Below are 247 nucleotides of genomic sequence, written 5' to 3' on the forward strand. Positions count from 1 at the left end.
GTCAAAGGTTCGTGCCTGCTCGAATTTCGCCTCGACGGCCAGCCACTTGGCGAGCTGCGGTTCATCGAAGCAGGTGGCATAGTCAAAGAGTTGCTGCTTGCCCTTGTTGCCCGGAGACTGCTCGCGGAAGACCTTGATCAGCAGTTCCCTGACCTTGGCCTCATCGAACACCGGCCATGGCACCGGGACCTGCTTCAAGATGGTGCGGCGGATGGCCTCCGCCTGCTCCTGCTTGCCCTGCAGTTCG

1 protein-coding gene is annotated in these 247 nt (G+C 61.1%); it reads right to left on the reverse strand.

Annotated features, from left to right (window positions below):
* A partial coding sequence (locus SB753_RS40090; RefSeq protein ID WP_410805553.1) for a hypothetical protein occupies positions 1–247 on the reverse strand: 247 nt, incomplete at both ends.

Source organism: Paraburkholderia sp. SIMBA_053, assembly GCF_046534895.1.
GTDB classification, from domain to species: domain Bacteria; phylum Pseudomonadota; class Gammaproteobacteria; order Burkholderiales; family Burkholderiaceae; genus Paraburkholderia; species Paraburkholderia caledonica.